A 22120-nucleotide genomic window follows, 5' to 3' on the forward strand; every position below is an offset into this window, starting at 1 on the left:
CCGAGCGGCCGGAATAGCCCTCAGGACGAGGATTCCGGCCGCTCGGCCTTCGTTATGACGGTGATCAGGTGATGAGCGTGTCGACGTACTGGCGGTTCTGGTCCATCCAGGCGGCCAGCGCGGCGGAGCGGTTGCCCGAGCCCTTGAACAGCGCGTTCTCGAGCGAGGAGAGCGTCTTCGAGTCCATCCGGAAGTCGCGGATCCAGCGGCTCATCGTCGGATAGTTCGCGTCGAACGCGGCCGAACCGAACGAGTGGATGCCCTCCGCGCGGCCGAGCAGACCCTTCGGGTCTTCGAGGTCCTTGAGCGGGAACGCGTCGTACGCCCAGTGCGGGCGCCAGAGCGTGACGGCGATGTTCTCGCCCGCGGCCGTCGCGGTGGAGAGCTCCTGCAGCATGGCCGGGGTCGACGAGGTCAGGTAGTCCATGCCCTTCAGTCCGTAGCCCGGGATGACGTCCTCGGTGGTCGTCTTGTTCAGGCCGGAGCCGGGCTCGATGCCGACGAGGCGGTTCCCGACGACTCCCGGGTTCGCGGCGAGGTCCTCGATCGAGTCGATCGGGGCACTCTCATTGACCGCGATGGTCAGCTTCGCCTCGTCGTTCCACGCGCCGAGGTCGACGATCGAGTCGCCGTACTTCTCGACGAAGCTCGCGTGCGTGAGCGGCAGCCAGGTGTCGAGCGCGAGGTCGTAGTCGCCGGTCGACAGGCCCTGGAAGCCGGGAGCGACGTCGGCGCTCTGCAGGGTGACGTCGTAGCCCTGCTCCTCCAGTACCGCCTCCCACAGAGCGGAGACGGCGATCCCCTCGTCCCAGCCCTGGAACACCGCGAGGGTCACGTCGGGGCGGTCGCCGTTCTCGACGGAGGCGGCGGTGGCGGGAGCGGCGAGGGCGGCGGCACCGAGAGACGCGACCAGGCCGATCGAGACGACGCCGACGGCGGACCGGGTCGCCACCACGGCTCGCCGGTTCTGCGCCCGGGCGGCCCTCTCGGGTGAGGGCGATCCCAGTGCGCCGGTCATCCGGTCGAGGACGACGGCGAGGATCACCACCGAGATACCGGCCTCGAAGCCGAGCGCGACGTCGATCCGGTTGAGACTCGCCACCACGTCTCCGCCCAGGCCGCCGGCGCCGACCATGCCCGCGATGACGACCATCGACAGCGCGAGCATGATGACCTGGTTCAGGCCCGCCAGAATCGAGGGCAGCGCGAGCGGCAACTGGATCTGTCGCAGGATCCGCCAGTTCGACGATCCGAACGCCTCCCCCGCCTCGACCAGCTCGGGGTCGACCCCGCGGATGCCCAGTTCGGTGAGCCGCACCCCCGGCGCCATCGCGAACACGATCGTCGCGACGATGCCCGGCACGACTCCGACCCGGAACAGGATCAGCGCGGGGATCAGGTAGACGAAAGCCGGCATCGTCTGCATCAGGTCGAGCACCGGGCGCAGGACAGCGGAGGCCGTGCGGTTCCGTGCGGCGAGCACGCCCAAGGGCACGCTCAGCACGATGGCGATCACGGAGGCGACCAGCACCAGGGCGAGCGAATCCATCGCGTTGTCCCACTGGTCGACCCCCACGATCACGAGGAGCCCCACGGCGGTTCCGACCGCGAAGACCCAGCCGCGGACGGCGTAGGCGAGCACGGCGAGGAACGCAACGACTACCCAGAAGGGAGGCGTGGCGAGGACAAGATCGACGCCGGAGTAGAGCGCGCCGAAGACGGTCCGCAGCAGGTCGAAGACGGGCTGGAACGTGTGCGTGAGGACGTCGACAGTGGCCTCGGCGAGGGCACCGAGCGGGAGACGGACGCCGAGGTCGGTCATCGTGCACCCCCGTCCGCAGCGAGCACCGCGTCGTCGACCGGGCCGCCCGTCGCGTGCAGGGTCGCGGTGACGACCTCGGTCGAGACGGTGGCCGGCGGCTCGATCACCGGATACTCCCCCGTGTGCGCGGGCAGGTTGCCCAGCGCCGCGAGCAAGGTCACCCGTGGGATCGCTCCGAGCAGCCGCCCGTCGGCGTCGACCACAGCGACCGGCAGCGTCGACTCGACGGCCGGCGCGATCACCTCGCAGAGCGCGGTGTGCGGGCCGACGGTGACGACATCGGAGCTGAGCACGGCCGACAGGTCGCCGGAGCTGCGGCGCACCTGCTCGATCACGTCGCTGTCGCGCACCGTGCCCAGCAGGCGGCGGCCGCTGCCGACCACGAAGGCGGCCGAGGTCTGCAGGTCGCGCATGCTGCGCAGTGCCGCGCGGGGTCCGGCGGCGAGAGTGACCACGGAGCGAGCCGGTTCCATCACGGCGGATGCGGTGAGCACGCGGGCGCGGTCGACGTCCTGGACGAACTGCGCGACGTAGTCGTTCGCCGGGTCGGTGAGGATCTGCTCCGGAGTGCCGATCTGGACGATGCGGCCGTCGCGCATAACCGCGATGCGGTCCCCGAGCAGCATGGCCTCATTCAGATCGTGAGTGATGAAGACGATCGTCTTGCCGAGTTCGTGCTGGAGCTCGATCAGCTGCTCCTGCATCTCGCGCCGGATCAGCGGATCGAGCGCCGAGAAGGCCTCGTCCATCAGCACGATGCCGGTGTCGGCCGCGAGCGCCCGGGCGAGGCCCACGCGTTGACGCATGCCTCCGGAGAGTTCCCCCGGTGTCTTCTCGTGCCAGCCGGCCAGCCCGGCGCGCTCCACCGCGAGCATCGCACGCTCCCGACGCTCGGCCGCCGGGACGCCCTGGATCTCGAGCGGGTAGGCGACGTTCTCGAGCACAGTGCGGTGCGGGAGGAGCGCGAAGTGCTGGAACACCATCGACACCGACGAGCGGCGCACCCGGCGCAGCTGCGCCCCGGAGATTCCCGTGATGGACGAACCCTCGATCAGGACCTCGCCGGCCGTCGGCTCCTGGAGCCCGTTCAGCATGCGGATGAGCGTGGACTTGCCGGAGCCGGAGAGGCCCATCACGACGAAGATCTCGCCGCGGCGCACGGTGAACGAAGCGTCGATCACGGCGGCCGTGCCGAGCCCGGCGAGCTCGTTGCGGTCGACACCGTCGCCGAGGCGCCGGACGACCTCGTCGGGCCTGCGGCCGAACACCTTGAACAGGTGGCGGGCCTCGAGCGCGGGAGTCTCCGGATCCGCGCCCGCTCCGCGCTCGCTGAGGATCTGCTGGTTCTGTTGCACGTACACTCCGTCGGCGCGCTGGGACGATGCCCTGCGCTCATCTCGTGGTGCCGGGTCGGGAGCGTGGGACCGCAGCGTCGAGCCTCCGCGGGCATCCCGCCGCTGTGTGCGGCAGCGAAGGGAGGCGAGTGCGTCCGAGGCGGCCTCGGGGCCGCCTCCGCTCCCGTTGACCGTACGTTCGCGACGCGTCTGGGGGACGCCGTGCGAGCGCGGACCGGTTCATCGGGGTCCGTGAGGACCGCCGACCACCGTAGCCGGGGAGCACTGACGTAGCAAACGTCGGACAATTGGGAGGTGGTGTCCGGAGGGGTCGTACCGTGCTCGCACGGCGTCCAGGAGCTGGTCGGAGGCGCTTTCCCGCGCATCGCACGATCGTGACCCGGGTGGCGCGGGCGGCGGCGCTCGCGCTCAGACCGTGGTCTCGCCCGCCGGGCCGGAGGGCGCCGTCGCGCCGACCGGCTGGCTCTGCCAGGAGACGAGCGCCGTTGTGCGGGCCCGCGGACGCTGCGAGCATGGGCGGAGGAGCCTCCGACGGCGAGGCGCACACGCACGGGACGGACGGACATGGCCTCCGACGACGGTTTCTCGAAGGACGAACGCGCGGCGATGAAGGAGCGCGCCGCCGAGCTGCGGGCGGAGGCGAAACGGCAGAGAAGCGCCGATAAGGCCGACGCCGACCGGAAGGATGCCGAGGCCGCGATCGCGGCGATGACCGACGCCGAACGCCCGATCGCGCAGATGCTGCACGAGGTCGTCGGCGAGACCGCGCCCGACCTGCTGCCGAAGACCTGGTACGGCTTCCCCGCCTACGCCCGCGCCGACGGCAAGGCGATCGTCTTCTTCCAGCCCGGCGCGAAGTTCGGCACCCGCTACTCCACCCTCGGCTTCCAGGACAGCGCACAGCTCGACGACGGCACGCTCTGGCCGACGGCGTACGCGCTCACCTCCGCCGATGACGAGACCCGCGCAGCCGTCACCGAGCTGGTGCGCCGCGCGGCCGGGGACGCCTGAGACCGTGGCCCACGTCTACGACGAGATCGAGGAGAGCCTGACCGCCTGGATCCGCGAGCAGCCGATGTGGTTCGTCGCCACCGCGCCTCTCGCCGCGGACGGGCATGTGAACATGTCCCCGCGCGGACACGATTCGTTCTCGATCCTCGGCCCGCGGCGGGTCGGCTGGGTCGACTACACCGGCAGCGGGGTCGAGACGATCGCACATCTGCGCGAGAACGGCCGCGTGTGCCTGATGTTCGCGTCATTCGGGCCGCGCCCGCGCATCGTCCGGCTGCACGGCACCGGCACGGTGCACCTGCCGGGGACGGCGGCGTTCGCCGAGGTCGCCGCGCAGCATCCCGAGCACCCGAGCACTCGCGCGGTCGTCACCGTCGACCTCACCCGCATCAGCGATGCCTGCGGGTGGGGCGTGCCGATGATGGAGCCGGTCGGCGAGCGGGACCTGCTCCTCCCGTAAGCCCAGAAGAAGGGGCCCCACGGGATGGCCGAGTACCGGGCCGCACACAACGCGGTGAGTATCGACGGGTTGCCGGGCTTCCCAGCGGAGTGACCGGAGGGGACGGAGACGGCGGCGGCGCGTCCTTCGCAGGGCGCCGCCGCCGCCTTCCCGCGTCACCTCACCGGGCGCAGGTTCACCGAACTATCCGGGAGCGATACCGTATTCGCTGCCGATCTCCTCAAAGATGTCCGCGGCAGGCAGGTACTGCTGCAAGTTCACGTGCGCTCCATTCCCTTTTCTCTGGGAAATACCGTAGAAGTTGCCCTGCTGACTGATTATCGGCGCGCCGGAATCACCGTCGTCCATGGCCAACGCGTTGGTGGAGCGGGCGATCACTCCCCTTTCGTCTCCCCAGTCCCAGGGTCTGTTCGGTTCCGACACCCAGTTGCAATTCACACTGCTGACGCCGCCGCTCGAGCAGAAACGCTCACCCGGGGCCGGGCTAGCTGGCGGCAGCATCCGCACCGGAGCCTCGCGCTCCAGGGGACCCATGATGACCTGTCCCACCGCGCGCGGTCTCGGCGTGGCGCCACCGACCATGCAGCCATAGCTGAAGCAGCCCCGAGAGGGCACATCGGGCGGAACCTGCACCAGTTCCACGTCGTCGACATCGGACTTCCAGGTGACGGATCCGATCACGGCGCCATTCATGGTGAACTGCCCCCCGATGTGATCATTACAGTGCTTGGCAAGGACAAGATATCGAGTCGCCGCCGCGACGGGCGAAACGCGAGATCCCGCTCCATATCGTTTAAGGACGGCCCCGACCGTGCAACCGAACCCCTCCGAGTCGACCACGTAGCTTCCCGCGACGATCGGTGTCCGCAGTCGGACCGGCACTTCGGCATCAGCGGGTGGCGCGGAGGCCACAAGTGACGTGAGAACCAGGAGGGCACCCACGTGCGCCAGCGATATTCTTCGACGGCGGACGGATCCGGGGAATCGAGGACGATGTACCATCTTCATCACTTTCTTCTTGCGATCGTTCAGCGCAGCGCGAGCGACACATCACTCACCGCTGTCCGACCGACGTGACTCCCAGAATCCGGGCGCTCTTGACGAGAGTCAAACCCCAGTGGAAATCGACCGAGCGAATGCTCCGCCTGAGACGAAGACTAAGCGACAAGACTGCACCGCTTCTCGCCACAGGATGAGTCTTCTTGCACTCTTCCACGACTGCGGGGAAAGGGGTGGCCGGAGGGCATGGAGACGGCGGCGGCGCGTCCTTCGCAGGGCGCCGCCGCCTTTCCCAGCCTTCCCGCGTCACGTCACCGAGAGCGCAGGTTCGCCGAACTATCCGGGAGCAATACCGTATTCGCTGCCGATCTGCTCGAAGATCTGCTCAGCGGGGATGTACTCCTGTAGGTTCGGGTACGGCCCGGTCCCCCCTCTCGTGTGAATACCGTAGAAGTTGCCCTGCTGGCTGATCACCGGCCCGCCGGAATCACCACTGGTCATTGCGATCGCATTGAGGGTGCGGGCGAGCACTCCCCTCTGGCTTCCCCAGTCCGCGGGTCTATTCGGTTCCGACACCCAGTTGCAATTCACACTGCTGACGCCGCCGCTCGTGCAGAAACGCTCACCCGGGGCCGGGCTAGCTGGCGGCAGCATCCGCACCGGAGCCTCGCGGTGCAGGGGACCCATGATGACCTGTCCCGCAGCGCGTGGTCTCGGCGTGGCGCCACCGACGAAGCAGCCATAGCTGAAGCAGCCCCGAGACGGGACATCGGGCGGAACCTGCACCAGTTCCAGGTCGTCGGTGGGCGAAATCCAGGTGACGGCTCCGATAGGAACGTTATTGATGCTGAACTCCGAGTCGATGTGGGGCGCACAGTGCGCGGCCAGGACGAGATATCGCGTCGCGGCAGCAACGGGCGAGACCGCGGATCCCGGTCCGTACCGCTTCAGGACGGCCCCGACCGTGCAGCCCCGCCCCGCCGAGCTGAAGATGAAGCTTCCCGCGACGACCGGCGTGCGTTCTCTGAGGGGCACCTGCGCGCTCGCGGGTGGCGCGGAGGCCACGAGCGAGGTGAGAACCAGAACGGTGCTCATCAGCCCCAGGGGCAGTGTTCGGCGGCGGAGAGATCCAGGGGGTCGAGCACGACGTGTCATCTTTAGTCGCTTTCTTTTTGTGAACGTTCGGCACAGCGCGAGCGGAAAAAGCACACCACTGCGCAAACGACGTGGTCCCCAGAATCCATGCACTCCTGACGGAGAGTGAAGGCCCAGTGGGAACCGACCGAGCGAATGCTCCGTCAACGATGAAGGCTAAGCGAAGAGACTGCATCGCTTCTCACGAGCGGATGAGTCTTCTTGCACTCTTCCACGACTGTGGGAAAGTGGCGTCCGCGCGAACGGGAGTTCCCTGCCGCCGTTCAACCGCGTGTCGGCGGCCGCCGAGAAGAACCTCTCCTCACCGGACGGCCAGCACCGGCCGGATCCTCGGCACTACCCAGGGGCGATACGGTAGTCGTAACCGATCTGCTCAAAGATCACTTCGGCCGGCAGATACTGCATGAGGTTCGGATCGAGAAAGCGTCCTCCCCGCTGCACGATGCCGTAGAAGTTGCCCTGCTGGCTGATCACCGCCCCGCCGGAATCCCCGGCCTCCACTCCGGTGGCATTGGTGGAGCGGGCCAAAAGCCCCTCCTGCGAGTGCCAGTATGCAGGTCTGTTCGGTTCTGACACCCAGTTGCAGTTCGTGTTGGTACTGCTGCCGCTCGTGCAGAACCGCTCACCCGGGGCCGGGCTTCCCGGCGCAAGCATGGACACTCGTCTCTCATTGTTCAGGGGGCCCATCACGACCTGTCCCATCGCTCGCGGTCTGGGCACGCGATCGACGAAGCATCCGTAGCTGGGGCAGGCCTGCGGAGGGGGAATGTCGGGCGGGACCTGCACCAGTTCCACATCATTGGTGCCCGACATCCAGGTGACGGATCCGATCACCGCGCCGTTCATCGTGAACTGGCTTCCGATGCGGTCCGCGCAGTGCTTGGCCACGACGAGATACCGGGTCGCAGCGGCGATGGGCGAGACGTAGGATCCCGCTCCGTATCGCTTGAGGACGGCCCCGACCGTGCAGCGCCCCTCCGAGGTGAGCACAGTACTCCCCGCGACGATCGGGGTCTGCAACCGGACAGGTACCTGCGCGTTCGCGGGCGGGGCGAAGGCGCCGATCGCGCTGAGCGCCACAACGGCGGCCATCGAGGCGAGACTGGTTTTTCGGCGACGAGTGCCGGTGCGGAGGCGGTCACGGTGAGTCATGCACGTCCCTTTCTCTTGACAATCGGTCAGCAGCGAGGCTTATGCAAAATTGGTTTTTTGCCGAGTGAAAAAGATGAGTCCGCGGACGGCGTTGAAGGCATCTCGGAAGGTGCGCAGTGGCCGCCGGTAGTCGGTGTGGAATATCCGCCAGGTCTTGATGCTAGCAATTGTTCTCTCGATCACGTAGCGGTGGGTGTTCACGAAGCGATTGTGGTGTTTGGCGTAATTTGGCAGATGTTCTTCGCTTGGCCTCTTCTTTATTGGTGTGACCATTCCGGTGCCTTGATAGCCTTTGTCGGCCAGCGTGTTCGAGAGGTTAACGGTGTCGGCCAACCCGGTTTCTCGAAACGCGTGGGCATCGTGATGCTTGCCCGCGATCGGATCCGAAATGTGGATCAACCGACCGGAGAGATCGGCGAGGACCTGGCAGTTGTGCCCCGTGGTCATGTGTTTCCCGGAGTACAGCTCTGGCGCGTCCGACCAGGACCAGCACGGCAGGAGCGTGCCGTCGATGACGGCCGTTGTCCCGCGGAGCGCGGCCTCGACGTCCGGTTGCTCGTCGTCTATCACGACATTGAGCATCGCCTCAACCGACGCGATCGTTCGCGACACGGTCGACTGACTGACACCGACCACATCAGCGATCAACTGCTCGGTCACATTCTGGCGATAATAGAGAAGAGTGACCCGCAATGCTCCCTCGAGGGAAAGTCTGCGCGGACGTCCTCGCCGCCGACGCCACATGAACTCGTTCTCGATCCGTTCGGCGAGGATCGCGTAGTGCTCGGCCGTCATTCCCGTAGTAGACTGTGTGCGCACCGGCTGGTTCCTTTGCGAAGAGTTTCTGTTAGAGGCTGCTCTTCAATCAAAGCGGATTAGCCGGTGTTATTCGTGACCGACACGCGCAAATCCATCTCGATCAATCGTATTTTGCATAAGCCTCAGCGAGTGATCGGCACGAGACACACCCGCCACTGTCGGGCTGAGGCGATTCCCCGACAATCGGCCTGCCCGGGATGAGGGAATAACGAGACATCGGGATTCTACGGAGCAGGTGCTCTGTCTGCGACAAAGCTATCCGAGTCGTCCTGCCCGTTCACCCCCGGTCGGTGAGTCTTTTCGCACTCTTCCACGACTGCCGGGGATCCTCCTTTATTCCACCGCAGTTCATCATCGCTGCACGCTGCTCATGCTCCCCGATCGCGGAGCCCTATCGGCGCAAGAGTTCGCGGCACCGGGACGCCGTCGGCCCGCAGCGCCTCCCGCAGCGCCCGAGCGGAGGGGAAGCCGGCGCGCCCGGCGGCGTCGTCCAGGGCGATGCCCGGGTGCGCTTCGAGCAGGCAGCGGGCGGTGCGGAGGCGTTCGCGCCGGATCACCTGGCGCGGAGTGAGGTCGCGCGCGGCGAACGCGGCCTGGAGCCAGCGTGAGGTGATGCTCTGGCTGGCCGCGAGCGCTGCCACGTCGAACGTCGGGTCGGTGCAGGATCGGCGGATCTCGGCGAGCGCGCGATCCGTGATCGTCGTGGGCGGCGGCTCGTTCGCCTCGACCATGACCGCCGCGACGAGGTTTTCCAGCGCCGTGCGGGTGAACGGCCAGGTCGTCGCTCCGCCGTCCTCCCGTGAGGCGAGCATCGCGTTCGCCAGGCTGAGCAGCCACGGTAGAGAGGCGAGGTCGGCTCCCAGCGCCTGCAGACCCTCGATCGGAGCGACGCCGTAGCGCTGCGGGAAGGACTCGTTCACCCGCAACTCGATCGACCCGACCGAGTGCTCCACCTCGATGCAGGTCTCGCCGTCGAGCGCGTCGAGGAACGCCTCCCCCTGCCCGACCTCGATCGTCGTGGTCCCTCGGGTGGCGCGGATCCTCCCCTCGACCACCAGGCTGATCGCGCTTCCGCCTCCGCCCCCACGCCGAGTGAGGCGGGAGGCGTCGTGCCAGAGCCGTCCGACGGCGAAGCTCTGGCTCCGGATGACGTCGCCGCCGGCTCGCACGCGCGGAGAGTCGCTCGTCACCTCGTACCCGAGCGCCGCCAGCCACCGTTTCGCGGACTCCCCCTGCACGGCCACACGGCGATCGATCGAATCGGTCTCCCCTGGTCGACGCAGCACCCGGTCCCCTTGCTTCCACAGCGCCGGATCGGCCGAGCGCCTCCTCGATCTCGCCCTATCGCCGCAAGCGTCGCGCGAAACGAACGTGAACACGACGTCCCAACGACGCGGACGCGAAGTGGCGGCGCGGTGCGGGGCGCCGCGAGGAGGGTCGGAACGGCCACGAAGGGCCTGCTTCTGATGCGAGCACCCGGTGATGATGAGACCGACGAAGGCATTGATCGGCAGCGTTGCCGTCTCCCCTTCGATCCCCACGACAAGCCCGACACGTCCCACTTCGGCCACCGCGACTCCAGCTAAGCAAAACTTGACAACCGAAGCCCGGCCGCGTTTATTAACCTGACTGGGCTACCGCAGGGTTCGGTCACGAACCACGCTTGACGACGCCGCCGTGAGTTGGCGCCTGATTGGCCACCGATCCTCGGGCTCTTTGGTTCTCTCGTCGTCACCTTGGGACTTATGCGAAATTCGATTGATCGATGGTAAATCGTGCGTGTCGGCCACGAATAGCACCAGCCGGTCCGCTGTGATTGAAGAGCAACTTCCACCAGAAACTCTTCGCAGAGGAACCAGCCGGTGCACAAGTAGACTACTACAAGAATAACGGCCGAGCAATACGCGATCCTCGTCGAACGGATCGAAAACGAATTCATGCGGCAGCGACGCCGAGGGCGGACACGCAGCCTCTCGCTCGCCGGAGCAGGTGGCCTCTGCGGTCGTCTCGCCTGGATCTCCGACCCCGTGGACGGACACCGGGACGACATCGCAGCGCTTCGCGCCAGCGGCACGTTCGAGGGCATGAATTCAGAGAACTGGTTTGGCGATAAAGGCCACATCGGCCTAGGAATAATACCTAGGCCGACAAAATCCCGACCGCGACACCCTCGAATGGGAACGCCGATTCACTGAAGACGTGATCTCGACCCGCTACCAGATCGAACGAGCGATCGCCCACCTGAGGAACTGGCGAATCCTCCACACCGACTACCGACGCCCCTTTCCCACCTTCACCCAAATAATCTCCGCGGTCGTCGCACTCGACTTTCGCGAAAAGCCGCGTGAATAAGGCTCCCAGCCCTCAGTGCGCCTCGAGGATCTGACGGCCGACGCGGGTCCGCTCGAGGCGAATGGCCAGGCGCGAAGTGAGCGCCCGTTCGGCGAAAGCGGCTCATCGTAATTGAGGGTGTAGTCGGGGTCTGAAGCCGCCAGTTTCGAGCAGGCTGCGGGCGATGTAGTTGGTGAGGTTGCGGAAGCCGAGGGCGGACCCTCGGAGGTGTTCGAGGCGGCCGTTGATCGCTTCGGTGGGGCCGTTCGATGTGCCGGGGCGGTCGAAGTAAGCGAGGATGTCGGCGGCGCGGGCGTTCATCGTGCGGCCGAGGGTGACCAGCTCTTTCAGGGCTCGTGGGACCTTGCCGCTGATCGAGTCGATCAGCGCTTGCATCGCCGTCTTCCCGGCGGTCCGATCCGGGTCGCGGTAGGCGGCGATCATGCGTTGATAGATGCCCCAGGTCGCCTCGACCTCGACGTGCTCGTCGACCGCGAACACCGTCTTGAGGCGGGCGTGTTGCTTGTCCGTGAGGAGGTCGGCGCCGGTGTGCAGGGTCCGGCGTGCCGAGTAGAGCGGGTCTCTGGAACGGCCGCGGTGCCCCGTCGACTGTTGTTGGACGCGTTGCCGGCAGCGGTCCAGGGCGTCGCCGGCGAGGCGGATGACGTGGAACGGGTCCATCACCGGAACCGCGTCGGGCAGTTCTTCCGCGGTCGCGGTCTTGAACCCGGTGAACCCGTCCATCGCGACGACCTCGACCCTCGCCCGCCAGGTGTCGGGTCGGTCGGCGAGCCACTGCTTGAACACGGCCTTCGAGCGCCCCTCGACCATGTCCAACAGCCTGGCAGGCCCAGTTTTCGCGCGGATCGGAGTGAGATCGATGATCACCGTGACGTACTTGTCTCCGCGGCGCGTGTGGCGCCAGACGTGCTCGTCGACACCGATCGTGGTCACGCCCTCGAACCGGGTCGGGTCATCGATCAGGACCCGTTTCCCCTCGGCGAGAACAGCCGCGTTCGCGGTATGCCACGACACCCCGAGGCCGCCCGCGACACGGGCGACGGTGAGGTGCCCAACGACGAGGCCTTCCAGCGCCCACCGCACGCCGCGGCGGGAGAGCTTCGCCCGCGGCTGCGCGGCCTTCGTGATGTCTTGTCGCCAGATCCGGCCGCAGCCCGTGCATGCGTAGCGGCGCACCCGGACCAACAGGGTCGTGGGTCGCCAACCGAACGGTTCGTGCGCGAGACGCCGCGTCACCGTGTCCCGAGGCACGCCCTCCGCACCACACTTCACGCACCACGGATCAGGGTCAACAACCCGACATTCCAGCACCGCCCGATCGGGCGCAAGATGCTGCCCGACAACACGAAGGCCGAGCTCGTCCAGGCGGCAGAAGGTCGTGAGATCAGGGTCGTCGAAGGTAGCGTGAGACACGTCGAGGTCTTTCTGATGGCTGGCGTAGGAACCTCCATCATCGGAAGACCTCGACCCCACTCCCGGCCACGACGCGCCGACCCCACACTCGTACGGCTACACCCTCAACTGCGAAGAGCCGCGAAAGCGGCCTGGAGCCAGCGCGGCGTCATCCGCTGGGTCGCCGCGAGGGCTGTGACGTCGAAGGACGGATTGGTGCAGGAGCGGCGGATCTCCTCCAGCGCGCGATCCACGATCGAGTCGGACAGCGGCTCGTTCACCTCGACCAGCACTGCCGCGATCAGGTTCTCGAGCGCCGCGCGGGTGAACGCCCAAGTCATCTTGCGGCGCTCCCGCGGGAGGCGAGCGTCGCATGGGCAAGAGAGAGCAACCACGGGAGGGAGTCGAGGTCGGGACCGAGCCAGTGCAGCCCGTCAGCCACCGAGACGCTGTAGCGCCGCAAGAACGATTCGCTCACCCGCAACTCGATCGAGCAGACCGAATTCTCGACCTCGACCGTCGTCGCCCCGTCGAGCGTGCCGATGAAGCCCTCCCCCTTGCCCACCTCGATCGACGTCGCTCCCCGCGTCACCCGGGTCCGCCCCTCCACAACCAGACTGGTCGCACTCCCACCGCCGCCGGCCCGCCGACTGAGAGCGGAGGCGTCGTGCCAGAGACGCGCGACCGCGAAGGTGCGGCCCCGGATGACGTCGCCGCCCTCCTGCATCCGCGGCGACTCGCTCATCACGTCGTAGCCGAGACCCGCCATCCACTGCATCGCGGGCTCCCCGTGCACGGCACCGCGGCGGTCCACCGACTCTGCCTGTCCTGGATTGCGCAGCACTCGGCACTCCTGCCCTCAGGGCAGCCGATCGGCCGCGCGCCCCCTCGATCACGCCCCATCCTGGCGAGGGATGCAGGGGGCGGACGCGAACGCGAAGTCGTGGCGATGTCGATCCGAACGCAGCCGGGCTGCCGGGTGTGCTTCGGGGTCATGTTTTCGAGCCCGGACTGTCCTCACGACACGTAGCGGCAGACGCGCCAGCGCTTTCCGGCCGATATTCGGGCCTGAGAGTGCTTCGGGCACGGAGCACTGGCAACACTGCCTCTTGTCCGTACACATCCAAAAGAAAGTTCGAGCATCACATGCCAAAGAAGACCCGCGACGTGATCGTCGCTTCGTCCGACTGGACCGTTCCTACCGCCGATGGCGTTCACCGCCGCACGATCGTGAAGGGCGCCGCCTGGACCGTTCCAGTTGTGGCCGTTTCGATCGCTACGCCGGCTGCTGCTGCGTCGAAGACGCCGACCCTGGCATTTACACAGAGCTCGTACAAGGGAACTGCCTGCCAAACCATCACTGGCGTTCAGGTCAAGCGCACAACGGATGGCACCACCGCAGATCCGGGCAAGACCGTGACGGTGACGTTGAAGGACGGTTACACCTTCGCTAACGGAACGACGACTTACTCCGGAACGACTGATGCCAACGGCCTCATTACGCTTCCGGACATCAAGGTGCCGTCCAAGGGTGGCGATAGTACTTTCGCTGCGAAGTCAGACACGCTGACCACGAGCGCCCCGGTGTCGAGCACTGCAACTGCAAAGACGGGCATCTACAGCTACAACACGAGCACCAAGGCGGCCGCTGGTCCGATCAAGGAGTCTTCGACGGCGACTTCCATCGAGACCGCCGGGCTCAACTACGTCTCCCAGAACAAGGATGGTTCTCTACGGTACGCTGACGGAAATGTTGTCCCCGGCACGGAGAGCGGCGTCATCGTCGGAGCAGATCTCGTCGCCACCCGGATTGAGAGCGGGGCGGCGGTATTTTACTACAAGCGATCCGATGGCATCTACTCGTATAACAACACCACTAAAGAGACCTCGGGTCCCATCCCAGATTCATCGACTGCCACGTCGATCAAGGCCGTCGGTACCAATTTCGTCTACCAAAACGAAGATGGATCGATTAGGACCAGCGATGGAAAGATAATCTCTGGCACCGATAAGGATATGGTCGTGGGGGCGGACCTGGTCGCCATTCGTGTAGAGGGCGGCTCGGCCATTGTCTACTACAAGAAGACCGACGGAATTTACGCCTACGACACGACCACGAAGCAGACATCGGGTCCTCTCGGCGACCCGAACACTCCGACATCTGACTCGAAGAACGCCAAGTCGATTACGGTCGTCGGAGAGAACCTTGTCTATCAGAATGAAGATGGTTCCTTGTGGTTTAGGGATGGTAGCCCGGTCCCTAACACGGACAAAAACGTCGTTGTTGGAGCGGACCTTGTTACCATTCGCGTGGTCGACAACGAGGCGATCGTCTACTACAAGAAGGCCGACGGTATTTACCAGTACAATACCACCACTAAGGTAACGAGTGGGCCTATTGATAACTCGAAGACCGCTAAATCGATGATCACTGACGGTACCAACTTCGCCTTCCAGAACGAAGATGGAACGATTCGCTTCTCTGACGGCAAAATCATCCCTGGTACCGAGACCAACGTTGAGGTAGGGGCGGATCTGTACGCGTACCGCACGGAGGACTCCGCAGCAGTTCTGTACTACAAGAAGTCGCCTGCCTGTGCATAAGGTGGTCTAAGGATGTCTGTTAGCATTCAGTCGAATGCACAGTGGTTATGTTGCGCAAGAAGATATCAGCGCAAGTAACTAAACCAAGAAGAAGGTCGAGTTCCCGCCGTGGAACTCGACCTTCTTCTCGTTCGTCGCGAATCATGCAATCCCCCCTCACTCCTCCCGAGCGCCGGGGATGGAACAAAGTAATGGTGCGTTGGGACGACCGGATGGTCCAGGTTGAGCAGTGTTCGCAGGGGCGGCGTTTTGTGAATGAGTAGTCAATGCCATAGATCGATACTCCCGCACGCTCCGCGAAATTGTTCGTCGTCAGCCTTGCGCCGACTCCGGCACGGGGCTACCTCGTCGCTCAAGTACTGCGTGTGTTGGATCGGTACCACTCACCTTTAGCACCTCTTCATTGATGATAAAGCTGAGACTTAGAGGCTTATGCAAAATTCCCTGGCGCGCCCAGCGAACAGGCCTCTGACCAGGGGTTTGGTGAAGCCCTACCCGAATTTTACATAAGCCTCTTAGAGCGTTATTCATAAGCTCTGATTGGCGCATGTCGCTGTGAAGGCATCGGCTTCTCGCGGGAAAGAATAGGATTTCCTACAATCTCTATTTCTCGGAGCAAGAAGCCGATGCGCTACAACTCTACTACAGGACTTGATTCGGAGCAGATCACGGAACTCGTTTCCCGGATCTGGCAGATCATGCAGTCCCGCGCGACGTCGACGGGAAGAGTGGCGACCCTGAATCTGCGGGAACAGATCATCGTGACTCTCGTGCTGGTGCGGCAGAACCTGAACCAGATGGCGGTCAGTGACCTGGTCTGCGTCTCACAGCCGACCGTGTCACGGATCTACCGCCGGATCGTCCCGCTGATCGAGGAAGCGTGCTGCCTGTCCGGTGTAGCTCTGACCGAGGCCGGGATCGGTCGGGTCCTTCTGGTCGACGGCACGGACGTGCCGACCGGGAACCTCGCCAGCGCGTGGGGGAACTACTCCCGGAAACGCCACCGGCAGGGCCTGAACGTCCAGATCGCGTGCGACCTCGACGGCGGCTTGTTGTGCGTGTCAAACCCCGTGCCCGGCGCCCGACACGACCGGGCCGCGATCACGCTCTGCGGCTGGGAACCGATCCTCGACAACGCGGAATGGAGAGCCGACCCCGGATATCAAGGCACCACCGCAACAACACCCGCGAAGAAACCCATCGGGCGAGAACTCGATGACAACACGAAAGCCAACAACCGAACCCTATCGACAACCCGCTCCGCCGTCGAAAGATGTACGAACTTTCTTTCGGGTGTATACGGACAAGAGGCAGTGTTGCCAGCGCTCCCCGGTCAAAGCACTCTCAGGCCGGAACAATGACCGCTAAGCGCTGGCGCGTCTGCCGTTATGGGTCGCAAGGGCGTGCTGGGCCCTCAGCAGGCGCCGCCGGGCGGCTGGCCCCCGCGAGGGCGTCAGGTCGGGGCCGTCAGAGCTTCGTGGGCGCCTCCGTTCCCTGCATCGAGAAGACGATCGACGGGACCGACCGGACGCGGGATTCAGGAGACACGCGATCGAGCGAGCGTCCTGAATGCCCAGGCCTACGTGCCGCCAACCGGGGCGAGGCGGACTCGGTCCGTCGCCGCATTCGCATGAAGCGGGAACCAGAGGGTCAGCAGCGGGCAAGCCTCAACGACGACGCCCCCAGCCAATGTGCGTGGCTGGCGAAGCCGTCCGGATCCGTTCCTTCGCAGCTCTTCGGGTCAGACCTGACGCCTCAGCTCCCGGTCGCTGCTCCACTTGGCGCGGGTGCATGCGTCTACGGCGGTGGCGCGGATCATCGCCCTCCCGGGCTCCCCAGACCGCTCGATCTCCACCGCTCGCGGCGCGCGCCGCCGTTGGACATGAACCCTCGCCGCTGGCCACTCGACCGAACGTGCTGCAGAACGGCGGGAGCCGGTGACCATCGATCGGACCGGAGTGCTGCCCAGGGAGGACTCGGGCATGGATCAGCGAGCCCGGAGCATCGTGTTCGTTATGGCGGACAGGCTCCCCGGTGCGGGCCTCCACCTGGAAATCCGATTCAGGCGGCACCGGACCAGGACCGCGTCACCCTTGTCCCGAGCAAAGTCGTCACACGCGCATCAAACCTGGTTTCTTCCCGCAAGGAAGGACCTGAGCTGCCCAACGTTTCCTGGACCAGTTGAATAGTTGTCTACGCGGCGAGGTTCTCGGTGATCCATGCCTGCTCGGCTTCGTTCGGGGTCCGATAGTCAAGCCCCGAGTGAAGTCGTTGTTGATTGTAACGCAGTTCGATGTACCGTGTCACGTCGCGGATCGCTTTCTCTCTTGTCGGATATTGAGTGCGATTGCAGCGCTCGTTCTTCAGTGTTCCGTTGAATGATTCGGCCCACGCGTTGTCCCAGCAGACTCCCGTCCGGCCCATCGATTGTCTGATGTCGAGCTTCTTCGCGAGTTTCCCGAAGTCGGCGGAGGTGTAAACGGAGCCGCGGTCGCTGTGGAAGATCGTTTTCGCGGCCCGGTTCGGCTGGTTCCTTGCCGCCATTTCGAGAGCTTCGCTGACGAGTTCGGTACGCATGTGGTCGGCGAGGGCGTACCCGACGACCTTCTTTGAATAGCAGTCGAGGACGGTCGCGAGGTAGACCCATCCTTCCCAGGTGCGGATATAGGTGATATCACCGACCCATTTGCAGCCGGGTCGGTTTGCGGTGAAGTCCCGCTTGACGAGGTCGGGGATGTCAGTCGGATCGCCTGGGGTCGTGGTCACCGGCCGCCAGGGCTTGGGCTGGCAGGGTTCCAGTCCTGCTGCGCGCATGAGCCGGCGGACGGTCTCGTGGGCGACTGGACGGCCCCACCGCGCCAGCTGCGCGGTGATGCGGCGGTAGCCGTAGGTGCCATCGGAGGCCTGAAAGGCTGTTCGGATGAGTTCGGTGATACCTATACGCCATTCAGCGGTTGCGGAGGTCTTGCGATCGCGCCATTCGTAATAGCTAGATCGATTGACGCCGACCGCCTGGCACAGTCCGCGGATTGATAGCGTGCGGCTGGGGTCGCGTTCTTCGCGGCGAATGAGTTCGAGCTTGGCGGCTAGCGGAACTTCTTCGCGAAGAACGCGGATGCTTTTCCCAAAAACAGGTTTTCCTCTTCGAGTTCGCGGACCCGCCGTTCGAGTTCCTTTATTCGCGCCCTGTCCTGAACAGTCAGTTCTTCTTCGCCGCCAGCACGGGTTCGGCGATGCGCAGCCACCCAATTAGTGAGGGTCTGCGGAACCAGTCCGAGCTCTCGAGCGACGTCCGCGACGGATCGCGACCTATCAATCACCTCGCGCACTGCCTCCGCGCGGAACTCCGGAGAATACTTCCCACGGGAACTGGACATCCCGGGCCTTCCTTTCGGTCATCGCGGTAATCCTACCAATTCCGCGGTGGTCCAGAAAGAATGGGGCACCTCAACCAGGGCTTCCCGACGATCACAACTGTTGTCGGGTTCACATCCATTGGCCACCCGCAACCCTGGAGAATTCTCGGACATCTTCCTGCCTTGAGTGGAAGTTCCCGCTCGGTCCCCTCCCGCCACTTCCGGCAACCTCGCCTCTAAACCCGGAAGAACCGCCTCCCCGGCGGCCCATGCTCACAACACTGCTCGATGTCCATACCCACATCGACAGAAAGTTCGAGCGCACCGTGCCGAAGAAAACCACAAATCCAGCCATCTTCTCCTCCGCTGACTGGACCATCCCCACCGAGGACGGCCTCCACCGCCGCACCATCGTCAAGGGCGCCGCGTGGACCATCCCCGTCGTCGCCATCTCTGTGGCGACGCCGGCCGCCGCAGCATCCGACACGCCGACCATCGCGTTCACCAACGGCCCCTACACGCTGAATGCCTGCGGAACGCTGAAGGACGTCACCGTCAAAGCCACCACTGATGGCACCACGCCGGTCGCGGCCGGGACCATGATCAGCGTTACTCTCCCGGAAGGCCTCACCTGGAGCGACGGCACTACCGGAACGAAGTCGTTCCCGGCAGACGGTAGCGGCCAGGTCACTCTGTCGGGCATTCGCAGTACGACGAACTACAACGAGACCGTGTCCATGAAGGCAGCCCAGGGTTCGACACGTACAACAGCTCCCGTCAAGATCCAGAATGCGACGGTCGCGGTGGCCTTCCGAGGAGGCACCGGGATCGCGCCGGACGACTCCTACCAGTCCGTTCCCGCCGACTCGAAGGTCATCGGGGACGCCTACTACTTGGCTCCGAACGGTGACCTGTACGAAGGAAACAAGGTCGTCGCCACGGGTGTCAAGACCGCGAACTTCGTCTATGCGGACAACAACACCTACCGCCTGTCCTGGACGACGGCCACCAGCTCGTTCCGCGAGGGTACCAACCTGAAGCGTGAGGAGTTCACGAAGGTCCCGGACGGCGCCACTGCTCTCGGCGACGGTTTCTACCTCACCTCCGACGGTAACATCTATCAGGGCAACACCCTCTACAAGAGCGGCGTGACCTCGGCGCACTTCGACTACGCAGAAGACAACGTCTATCGGCTTAACTATGTGACCGACAAAGGCGCGTTCCGCCAAGGCACCAACCTGGCAGAGCAGGAGTACACCAACGTGCCCACCGGTTCGAAAGCTCTCGGCGATGGAGTCTTCCTTGCCGAGAACGGTGACCTGTACAGCGACAACAAGGTCTTGGACACCGGCGTGAAGTCCGCTGTCTTCAACTACACCGACGATAGCGTCTACCGCATCAACTGGACGACCGAGAAGGGCGCGTTCCGCCAGGGTACCAACCTCGCGAAGGAGTCGTCCAAGAACGTCCCCGGCGGTTCCACCGCGATCGGCGACGGCACGTTCCTCGCCTCGAACGGCGACCTCTACCAGTCGGACAAGGTCTACCAGAAGAACGTGACGTCCGCCGGATTCACCTTCATCGAAGGTGGCGGCTACCGCCTCACCTACGTGACGAAGAAGCCGACCTGCGCGTAAGCAGCAGAATATTCGATCACGCGGCCACAACTTCGTGATCGAAGAACGGTACAAGAAGGCTGGTCCCTCCTGAAGGGGATCAGCCTTCTTCTCTGCTCCGCTCAAGCAAACCGATGGATCCCTGTCCTCCGCTCGCCCCGGGGACGGCTCGGTCTTCGCCGATCGATTCACACCGCACTCGGACTACCCGGAGGAGAATCACCTCTCACAGGGAACACTTCACCTCATACCGAGGGATGCCGCTGGTGTCACCCGACAGGTGGAAGCCCACGTCGAGCGCTCCGGCACCTCCAATGGGCCGACCGAGGCGATCAACGAGGGAGTGGCGCCCGATTCGATCGGACGCCACTCTCCTTGCGGCTTCGACGATCAGCAGCTCTGGTTATTCGAGGTCACGTAGTTCATGTAGAGACCATCCTTCGAATCGTAAGCGATCTGCGATGCAGACGTGACTCCGGTGGCGATGAGCTCTCCTGCGTTGTAGAGCTTGCCGTCGTTGGTCAAGAACATCGACTCTCCCAGCGCGGTGGCATCCTTGAAGCCTGACGCCTTCTTCGTCGACGTGCCGGTCGAGTCGCCGGACTTCCTGTAGTAAAGGTAGACGTCGCCCGTGCTCGTGACGTAATCCATGTAGATTCCGTTCGCGCTGTCGTACGCCAGCTGAGAAGCGGACGTGACATCGGTTGCGATAGTCGTGGTGGCGGAGACGAGATCTCCGGAGGAAGTGAGGTAGAAGTTGTCGCCGAGGGCAGTGGCGCCCGTCTTGCCCGTCGTGACAGAGCTGCTCGAGCCGGTGGTCTGGTCGCCCTTCTTGTAGAACTGGCGGACCTCCCCGCTCTTCGTGACGTAGTCGATGTAGATCGAGTTATCTGAGGCGTAATTGACCTGAGAAACGGACGCGACATCGGTGCCGATGGCCTGCGAGCTGAAGTAAAGAGCCCCGGCCGACGTGAGATAAATACCGTCACCATAGGCGGTGGCATTCTTCTCATCCGACTTCGTGAGGCTGCTTGCTCCGGTTGTGTTGCCCGAGTCCCTCTTGTAAATGCGGACCTCGCCGCTCTTCGTCACGTAGTTGAAGAACATATTGTCGGCCGAGTCGTACTCGACCTGCGAGACAGAGGTGACGTTCGTTCCGATCACCTCGGGAGAGCCCGACGGGGCTCCGTTGAGGAGCTGACCGTCCGACGTGAGGAAAATCTGATCACCGTAGGCCGTAGCACCCTTATAACCAGCGCGGATGAGGCTGCTTGAGCCCGTCGACGCTCCAGGAGCGTGATAGTACCGGCGCACGGCGTACGCCGTCGAGGTCGCAGGTGCCGAGCCGGAAAGCGAGTCCGAGGTGGCGGTGAAAGTGGTCGACTTCTCTCCGGTGGGCACCTTGATGTTCGGAAGGGTGATGAGGCCGGAGCTGTCGGTGGTGGCGGAATAGGTGGTCGTTCCGTCGGCGAAGGTGAAGCCGTCCTTCAGGGTGACGGTCACGACCTTTCCCGCGTCGGCCGTCGTGCCGTCGGTCGTGCGCTTCACCTGGACGCCCGTGATCGTTTCGCACGCGTTGCCGCTGTACGAGTTCTGGGTAAATGCCAGCGTCGGCGAATTCGACGCCGCAGCAGCCGGCGTACCGACGGACATCGCCACAACCGGAACGGTCCAAGCGGCGCCCTTCACGATTGTGCGGCGGTGGACGCCATCGGCGGAGGTAACGGTCCAGTCGGATGAAGCGACGATGACGTCGCGGGTTTTCTTCGGCATGAGATGCTCGAACTTTCTTTTCGGGTGTGCATTCGGACAACAGAGCGCCCGATCACCCGAGCGCCTCCTCGATTCCGCCCTATCGGGGCTAGCGCCGCGCGAAACGTACGCAAACACGATGTACAGACGACGCCAACACGAACCGGCGCCTCGACCGGACCCGTGTCGAGCGCCACCGCCAGGCCTACGCGGTCGGATTCCGATCCGCCCTGCTTGTCGCCTGCTCTTCGGGCCGGGGTGGACATCGACGCGAA

At 64.7% G+C, this 22120-nt stretch carries 17 protein-coding genes and 1 pseudogene; 6 read left to right on the forward strand and 12 right to left on the reverse strand.

All coding sequences use genetic code 11. The features are described from left to right. Window positions 1-64 precede the first annotated feature (64 nt). A complete protein-coding gene (locus A6122_RS17580) occupies window positions 65-1822 on the reverse strand; it encodes an ABC transporter permease/substrate binding protein (protein WP_068255019.1) in 1758 nt (585 codons plus the stop codon). Then, window positions 1819-3177, reverse strand: a complete 1359-nt coding sequence (locus tag A6122_RS11435) for a quaternary amine ABC transporter ATP-binding protein (protein WP_237358178.1) — start codon at window positions 3175-3177, stop codon at window positions 1819-1821. Before A6122_RS11435 ends, A6122_RS17580 begins: the two co-directional genes overlap by 4 nt. Before the next feature lie 564 nt (window positions 3178-3741). Between A6122_RS11435 and A6122_RS11440 the strand changes: the two genes are divergently transcribed. Both A6122_RS11440 and A6122_RS11445 read left to right on the forward strand, forming a co-directional pair. Then, on the forward strand, window positions 3742-4188 hold the full coding sequence (locus A6122_RS11440; RefSeq protein WP_068255020.1) for a hypothetical protein: 447 nt from the start codon (window positions 3742-3744) through the stop codon (window positions 4186-4188). A 4-nt stretch (window positions 4189-4192) separates the two neighbouring features. Beyond that, window positions 4193-4648 carry a pyridoxamine 5'-phosphate oxidase family protein gene (locus A6122_RS11445; RefSeq protein WP_308470769.1) on the forward strand — a complete coding sequence of 152 codons (456 nt, stop codon included), beginning with the start codon at window positions 4193-4195 and terminating at the stop codon, window positions 4646-4648. 183 nt (window positions 4649-4831) lie between these two features. Here the strand turns inward: A6122_RS11445 and A6122_RS16660 are convergent, their stop codons facing one another. From A6122_RS16660 to A6122_RS11470, 5 genes are all read right to left on the reverse strand, one after another. Then, a complete protein-coding gene (locus A6122_RS16660; protein WP_146076752.1) occupies window positions 4832-5329 on the reverse strand; it encodes a chymotrypsin family serine protease in 498 nt (165 codons plus the stop codon). 654 nt (window positions 5330-5983) lie between these two features. Next, entirely contained in the window at window positions 5984-6742 is a 759-nt protein-coding gene (locus A6122_RS11455; RefSeq protein ID WP_068255026.1) for a chymotrypsin family serine protease, read from the reverse strand. 396 nt (window positions 6743-7138) lie between these two features. Continuing rightward, complete coding sequence (locus tag A6122_RS11460; RefSeq protein WP_068255027.1) at window positions 7139-7894, reverse strand: chymotrypsin family serine protease; 756 nt, start codon at window positions 7892-7894, stop codon at window positions 7139-7141. A gap of 99 nt (window positions 7895-7993) precedes the next feature. Beyond that, window positions 7994-8749: a transposase family protein gene (locus A6122_RS11465; protein ID WP_084415693.1), complete on the reverse strand. Its 756-nt coding sequence runs from the start codon at window positions 8747-8749 to the stop codon at window positions 7994-7996. A gap of 392 nt (window positions 8750-9141) precedes the next feature. Next, window positions 9142-10017 (reverse strand): helix-turn-helix domain-containing protein, encoded by an 876-nt coding sequence (locus A6122_RS11470; protein ID WP_068255028.1) that lies wholly within the window; start codon window positions 10015-10017, stop codon window positions 9142-9144. 943 nt (window positions 10018-10960) lie between these two features. On the opposite strand from A6122_RS11470, the pseudogene A6122_RS17740 reads away from it, so the two are divergent. Further along, window positions 10961-11125 (forward strand): annotated as a pseudogene (locus A6122_RS17740) (hypothetical protein); the annotation flags it as partial. Between the two features lie 102 nt (window positions 11126-11227). Here A6122_RS17740 and A6122_RS11475 read toward each other — a convergent pair. The 3 genes from A6122_RS11475 to A6122_RS11485 form a co-directional block, all read right to left on the reverse strand. Further along, window positions 11228-12538, reverse strand: a complete 1311-nt coding sequence (locus tag A6122_RS11475) for an ISL3 family transposase (protein WP_068255031.1) — start codon at window positions 12536-12538, stop codon at window positions 11228-11230. 104 nt (window positions 12539-12642) lie between these two features. Then, the gene (locus tag A6122_RS11480) at window positions 12643-12858 is read right to left on the reverse strand and encodes a hypothetical protein (RefSeq protein ID WP_068255033.1); all 216 of its coding nucleotides are present in this window, start codon (window positions 12856-12858) and stop codon (window positions 12643-12645) included. Beyond that, on the reverse strand, window positions 12855-13331 hold the full coding sequence (locus tag A6122_RS11485; protein ID WP_104261923.1) for a hypothetical protein: 477 nt from the start codon (window positions 13329-13331) through the stop codon (window positions 12855-12857). Before A6122_RS11485 ends, A6122_RS11480 begins: the two co-directional genes overlap by 4 nt. A gap of 332 nt (window positions 13332-13663) precedes the next feature. Here A6122_RS11485 and A6122_RS11490 point away from each other — a divergent pair, with 332 nt between their 5' ends. Continuing rightward, entirely contained in the window at window positions 13664-15121 is a 1458-nt protein-coding gene (locus A6122_RS11490; protein ID WP_068255036.1) for a hypothetical protein, read from the forward strand. Between the two features lie 728 nt (window positions 15122-15849). Further along, the gene (locus A6122_RS11495; protein WP_167542377.1) at window positions 15850-16482 is read left to right on the forward strand and encodes a transposase family protein; all 633 of its coding nucleotides are present in this window, start codon (window positions 15850-15852) and stop codon (window positions 16480-16482) included. 832 nt (window positions 16483-17314) lie between these two features. Here the strand turns inward: A6122_RS11495 and A6122_RS11500 are convergent. Further along, window positions 17315-18498 (reverse strand): IS3 family transposase gene (locus A6122_RS11500; RefSeq protein ID WP_157593815.1). Its coding sequence is split into 2 segments (ribosomal slippage): window positions 17315-18246 and window positions 18246-18498, totalling 1185 coding nucleotides; the frame shifts between segments, so codons are not numbered across the junction. A gap of 248 nt (window positions 18499-18746) precedes the next feature. Between A6122_RS11500 and A6122_RS11505 the strand changes: the two genes are divergently transcribed. After that, window positions 18747-20114: a hypothetical protein gene (locus A6122_RS11505; protein WP_068255042.1), complete on the forward strand. Its 1368-nt coding sequence runs from the start codon at window positions 18747-18749 to the stop codon at window positions 20112-20114. Between the two features lie 369 nt (window positions 20115-20483). Here A6122_RS11505 and A6122_RS11510 read toward each other — a convergent pair whose 3' ends face one another. Next, window positions 20484-21983: a hypothetical protein gene (locus A6122_RS11510; protein WP_146085106.1), complete on the reverse strand. Its 1500-nt coding sequence runs from the start codon at window positions 21981-21983 to the stop codon at window positions 20484-20486. Window positions 21984-22120: the final 137 nt, after the last annotated feature.

The organism is Rathayibacter tritici (assembly GCF_001641005.1).
Taxonomy (GTDB): Bacteria; Actinomycetota; Actinomycetes; order Actinomycetales; family Microbacteriaceae; genus Rathayibacter; species Rathayibacter tritici.

Bases quoted from the DNA above. Each gene is read 5' to 3' on its own strand.
- A6122_RS11465 (WP_084415693.1), bottom strand. From the start codon at position 8,749: ATGACGGCCGAGCACTACGCGATCCTCGCCGAACGGATCGAGAACGAG.
- A6122_RS11480 (WP_068255033.1), bottom strand. From the start codon at position 12,858: ATGACTTGGGCGTTCACCCGCGCGGCGCTCGAGAACCTGATCGCGGCA.
- A6122_RS11440 (WP_068255020.1), top strand. From the start codon at position 3,742: ATGGCCTCCGACGACGGTTTCTCGAAGGACGAACGCGCGGCGATGAAG.
- A6122_RS11455 (WP_068255026.1), bottom strand. From the start codon at position 6,742: ATGAGCACCGTTCTGGTTCTCACCTCGCTCGTGGCCTCCGCGCCACCC.
- A6122_RS11505 (WP_068255042.1), top strand. From the start codon at position 18,747: ATGCTCACAACACTGCTCGATGTCCATACCCACATCGACAGAAAGTTC.
- A6122_RS17580 (WP_068255019.1), bottom strand. From the start codon at position 1,822: ATGACCGACCTCGGCGTCCGTCTCCCGCTCGGTGCCCTCGCCGAGGCC.
- A6122_RS11460 (WP_068255027.1), bottom strand. From the start codon at position 7,894: ATGGCCGCCGTTGTGGCGCTCAGCGCGATCGGCGCCTTCGCCCCGCCC.
- A6122_RS11490 (WP_068255036.1), top strand. From the start codon at position 13,664: ATGCCAAAGAAGACCCGCGACGTGATCGTCGCTTCGTCCGACTGGACC.